Genomic DNA, 4125 nt, shown 5'->3' with positions numbered 1-4125 from the left:
AATAACTTCCACTCTTGAAAGTGGGATGGGCCTAAGAGCCCATCCAAAAAGGACGGGCTCTTAGGCCCATCCCACAATAACAATTAAAATTGTAAGTTATTTAATTCGCGATCCTAAGCATCTACTTTGTACCTTTATTGATAAGTTAGATTTAGACCCGGATTTGATGTTAAACCATCCTAAGCTTCCTTCAGTCTTGTCTTATGGTACTTTGGCTGCTTAAAAACAGTCCGGAGTATTGATTCACCAATTGACAGAGGAATGTTGTATAATCTACATTCAAAACAACCAATTTCTGCACCCCTTAACAAAATTGATATGACAGAGAAATCCCACATTTTTTTAGCTGGTGCTAGTCGAGGCGTCGGCTTAGAAATCGCCAAATGTCTGACAGCACAAAAGATGCAAGTAACTGCACTTTTGCGATCGCCCGCAACCAGCACCGAATTAGAAGCAATGGGCATCAAAGTCGTGACTGGCGATGCTTTGGATGCAGCAGCTATGGAAGCTGCGATGGCTGGTGGCGATTCAATTCATGCCGTAATCAGCACAATTGGGGGCTTGCCCAAAGATGGGGAAAGAGCCGATTATTTGGGCAACAAAAACTTGATTGATGCGGCGGTCAAAGCAGGCGTGCAAAAATTTATTTTAGTTTCATCAATCGGCAGCGGTAATAGTGTCGGCGCTTTGCCGCCCCAAGCTTTAGAAACTTTGCGCCCGGTTTTAATTGAAAAGGAAAAAGCCGAAAATCATTTGATAGAAAGCGGGATGATTTATACAGTAATTCGTCCGGGCGGACTCAAATCGGAACCTGCAACAGGCAACGGTATTTTAACAGAAGATTGTCGAGTTGCTGGAACTATTCACCGGGCAGATGTAGCGCAGCTAGTTTGTCAGTGTTTAGTTTCTGATGCTGCTAACAATAAAGTTTTGTCGGCGGTAGATAAACAGATGGTTTACGGCAATCCAGAATTTGAGGAATTAAATCTGTAGGGGCGGGTTTTACCAACAATAATTGCCTAAAACCGATAATCTCGTAAACCCGCCCCCACTTGGGTGGCGATCGCGCGGGGTGGGGGCGGGTTTTTGAGTCTTTGGGTATCCTTTGAAACTATTGGTGAACCCGCCCCTACAAGTTTTTGACGGAGGGCGATCGTAAACCTGTCCCCAACCAACGGCAAATCTCAAGAATCGAAAGGCTTAATCCACGATCGCCCGATCGCCCAATCCAGAACCAAACCCGCGATCGCAAATAATACCACACTCTCGACACCGCGAACCGCAAACGGCAATAACTCCTGTAGGGCGGGCATCTTCCCCGATTCAAAAAACAATCCAGCATCCAACTGTCCAAAAGCCCGCACCAACCCAAAAGCCAACACCGCACCAGATTTAAGCTGCGGGTTAACATCTCGGCGAATCGCATAGCGGTAAGTCACGCCGAACAAAAAACCGCCCAAAAGTGCGATAGTCGCCCTGAAGGCAAAATTTAGGTCAATTTCCCTTACCTGCAAACTCGCCAGAGAATCCAACCTATCCGCCAGAATTAAGCTATTACCAAGGGCGATCGCCCCAAAACCCAGCAAACAAGACAAAGCAGCAACACTCCCTGCCTTCAAAGATTCTACCCGTTCAGCCGCACTAAAATTTGACGAATCCTTCACAGCGCCCTCATTTCAAAAATGGCTCAAATTGACTTATGATAAGGGTTGAAGTCACTTTGTACAGTTTGTTCAATAAATAGCTATGGATATTTTGTCACTCGGTTGGGTTTCGGTGCTAGTTCTGTTCTCCTTCTCAATTTCAATGGTCATTTGGGGACGCAACGGTTTCTAGATTCCAGAATAGCTTGCGGGGCAAGCTTTTTAACGGCCCCGCATTTTTTTTAATCCTATTTAACCAAATCAAAATAACAGGAGTTGTCAACATGACAGTCAAAAAAATATTAATGTTAGTCGGCGACTTTGTAGAAGACTACGAAGTAATGGTTCCCTTCCAAGCCCTGCAAATGGTAGGTCACACCGTCCACGCCATCTGCCCGGACAAAGCCGCAGGCCAAACAATTCGCACCGCAATTCACGACTTTGAAGGCGATCAAACCTACAGCGAAAAACCCGGTCACAACTTCACTTTAAACGCGACTTTTGACGAAATCAACCCCGCCGACTACGACGCTTTGATTATCCCCGGAGGACGGGCCCCAGAATACATCCGCCTCAACGAACAAGTGCTGCAAATTACCCGCTACTTTGCCAACAGCAAAAAGCCGATCGCATCTATATGTCACGGCTTACAGGTTCTAACCGCCGCCGGCGTACTCGAAGGCAAACGCTGCACCGCATACCCCGCTTGCAGCCCCGACGTACTCCGGGCCGGCGGCAAATATACAGAAGTTCCAGTTACCGAAGCCGTAGTCGATGGCAATTTAGTCACCGCCCCCGCGTGGCCCGCACATCCTAACTGGTTGGCTGAATTCCTGAAAGTTTTGGGAACGAAGATCGAACATTCAGATAGTCATTAGTCATTAGTCATTAGTTAGGATCGCGAATTAAATAACTTACAATTTTAATTGTTATTGTGGGATGGGCGTCCCGCCCGTCATGAGTGGACGGGCGGGACGCCCATCCCACTTTCAAGAGTGGAAGTTATTTAATTCTCATTCCTTATTAGTCATTAGTCATCAGTTATTAGTTATTAGCCACATGAAAATTTTCACAGTCAAAGTAAAACCGAATTCCAAACAGCAAAGCATCGCAGAACAACCCGACGGCAGCCTCACGGTACATCTCAAATCGCCGCCTGTGGAGGGTAAAGCAAACCAAGAATTAATCATGCTGTTGGCGAAAAAGTTTAAAGTGCCGAAATCTGCGATCGGCATTAAATCCGGTTTTTCCTCTAAAAATAAACTTGTGGAAATTCCAATCGAACCTTTAACTTAGAAATAAAGGTAATAACAAATCTATCTAAAGAGAGATACAGACTCAACTTGAAAATCATATATTAGTAGTTGTAGAGTTAGAATAAAAAATTATGAACATTGAAAATAGAGTCGAAGCCACAGCGAAGAATATTGAAGGCAAAATCCAAGAAGCTGTTAGCGAAGTCACAGGCAATCAGAAAGATAAATTAGAAGGTCAAGCCAAGCAGGATGAAGCATCAGCAATTCACCTGAAAGAAGACCTCAAAGATAAAGCAAAAGAGATTGTAGACCGAGCTTAGTAACAGTATTCGCTACAAGTTTCCTGCCTACTAAATCCCGCAAACGATATGTTTGCGGGATTTTTTATAATGAGCCTAAATGATTTGTACCAATATCTTGGGGTGGGTTTTACCAACGATAATTGGTGGCAAAATTCATCGGGTAACTGCCCCTACAGATTCTACTAACTCATAGTGTAAAAGCATTAATTTTGTGGCGGGAATTGTTTCCATTGCATAAGTTGTGCCATCTTGATGAGAAAATTCTACCTCAAAAGCACTGCCATCAAATTCCATCACGACTGTTCCTACTTGTCCTTTATATAATTTAATGATTTGTTTTGTTTCAAAATGGGTGGCGTCTAAATCTTCAGTTAAAGCAACAATATCTAGGTCTTTAATTGTTTTCATTGTTTTTACCTCACTTTTTGACGGGATAACAACTTGTTAATCTAGGGAAACTTTCACCTAAGCGGACGATCCAAGCTGCTAGAATCAGAGATTCACCTACTTCGGTTTTCAGCAAAAATTTCATGTTGTAATGTGTTCCGTATTCATTGTTTTTTTGAATAACAACATCTTCGTTGATAGCAGCTTCTTTTAAAGCCTGTTTGAGCCTTTCAGCATTTTTTAGGGTAATGCCTAACTTACTGGCAAACAAAACAGCTTTATTTTTTCCTTCTTGATGATTCGGATTTAGAGAATATTCTTCTATTTTATTGCCTAAATCTGCTAGATGACCATTGGGCAGTTTCACTATTAATAACTGTTTTTGAAGGACAAAAGAGAATATTAGTCGCCTACAATAATCGACTTTTACTCATATGTCAATTATATCGTCTTTGAGTTGGGGGGCGGGTTTATCGAGATTATTGATGGGTGGCAAAATTTATGGGTGAACCCGCCCCTACAGATTCTACTTTTCGG

Annotated in this window: 8 protein-coding genes; 5 read left to right on the top strand and 3 right to left on the bottom strand. The window is 43.2% G+C overall.

Annotation, left to right across the window (positions count from 1 at the left end; all coding sequences use genetic code 11):
- Positions 1–318: 318 nt before the first annotated feature.
- Positions 319–993, top strand: a complete 675-nt coding sequence (locus tag QT984_RS12105) for an SDR family oxidoreductase (RefSeq protein WP_333054437.1) — start codon at positions 319–321, stop codon at positions 991–993.
- A gap of 191 nt (positions 994–1184) precedes the next feature.
- On the opposite strand, the gene QT984_RS12100 is transcribed toward QT984_RS12105, so the two are convergent.
- Positions 1185–1664 carry a hypothetical protein gene (locus QT984_RS12100; protein ID WP_333054438.1) on the bottom strand — a complete coding sequence of 160 codons (480 nt, stop codon included), beginning with the start codon at positions 1662–1664 and terminating at the stop codon, positions 1185–1187.
- Between the two features lie 82 nt (positions 1665–1746).
- Here QT984_RS12100 and petN point away from each other — a divergent pair, with 82 nt between their 5' ends.
- The 4 genes from petN (at position 1747) to QT984_RS12080 (ending at position 3219) form a co-directional block, all read left to right on the top strand.
- Entirely contained in the window at positions 1747–1836 is a 90-nt protein-coding gene (petN, locus tag QT984_RS12095) for a cytochrome b6-f complex subunit PetN (protein ID WP_071883976.1), read from the top strand.
- Between the two features lie 91 nt (positions 1837–1927).
- Complete coding sequence (locus QT984_RS12090; protein ID WP_333211236.1) at positions 1928–2521, top strand: DJ-1/PfpI family protein; 594 nt, start codon at positions 1928–1930, stop codon at positions 2519–2521.
- A 181-nt stretch (positions 2522–2702) separates the two neighbouring features.
- Positions 2703–2939: a DUF167 domain-containing protein gene (locus QT984_RS12085; protein WP_333054440.1), complete on the top strand. Its 237-nt coding sequence runs from the start codon at positions 2703–2705 to the stop codon at positions 2937–2939.
- 91 nt (positions 2940–3030) lie between these two features.
- The gene (locus tag QT984_RS12080; protein ID WP_333054441.1) at positions 3031–3219 is read left to right on the top strand and encodes a CsbD family protein; all 189 of its coding nucleotides are present in this window, start codon (positions 3031–3033) and stop codon (positions 3217–3219) included.
- 135 nt (positions 3220–3354) lie between these two features.
- Here QT984_RS12080 and QT984_RS12075 read toward each other — a convergent pair whose 3' ends face one another.
- Together QT984_RS12075 and QT984_RS12070 are read right to left on the bottom strand one after the other, a co-directional pair.
- Positions 3355–3609, bottom strand: coding sequence for a DUF4926 domain-containing protein (locus QT984_RS12075; protein WP_333054442.1), 255 nt, complete (start codon positions 3607–3609; stop codon positions 3355–3357).
- Between the two features lie 10 nt (positions 3610–3619).
- Positions 3620–3955, bottom strand: a complete 336-nt coding sequence (locus QT984_RS12070) for a DUF6883 domain-containing protein (RefSeq protein ID WP_333054443.1) — start codon at positions 3953–3955, stop codon at positions 3620–3622.
- Between the last annotated feature and the right edge of the window lie 170 nt (positions 3956–4125).

Origin of the sequence: Microcoleus sp. Z1_B2, from assembly GCF_036700325.1 — a bacterium.
In the GTDB taxonomy this organism is placed as follows: Bacteria; Cyanobacteriota; Cyanobacteriia; order Cyanobacteriales; family Microcoleaceae; genus Microcoleus.
This window is presented reverse-complemented; position numbering and strand designations above follow the sequence as displayed.

What these genes read in the sequence shown, in the direction of transcription:
- QT984_RS12075 (WP_333054442.1), bottom strand. Translation starts at nt 3,609, where the DNA reads ATGAAAACAATTAAAGACCTAGATATTGTTGCTTTAACTGAAGATTTA.
- QT984_RS12105 (WP_333054437.1), top strand. Translation starts at nt 319, where the DNA reads ATGACAGAGAAATCCCACATTTTTTTAGCTGGTGCTAGTCGAGGCGTC.
- QT984_RS12080 (WP_333054441.1), top strand. Translation starts at nt 3,031, where the DNA reads ATGAACATTGAAAATAGAGTCGAAGCCACAGCGAAGAATATTGAAGGC.
- QT984_RS12085 (WP_333054440.1), top strand. Translation starts at nt 2,703, where the DNA reads ATGAAAATTTTCACAGTCAAAGTAAAACCGAATTCCAAACAGCAAAGC.
- QT984_RS12090 (WP_333211236.1), top strand. Translation starts at nt 1,928, where the DNA reads ATGACAGTCAAAAAAATATTAATGTTAGTCGGCGACTTTGTAGAAGAC.
- petN (WP_071883976.1), top strand. Translation starts at nt 1,747, where the DNA reads ATGGATATTTTGTCACTCGGTTGGGTTTCGGTGCTAGTTCTGTTCTCC.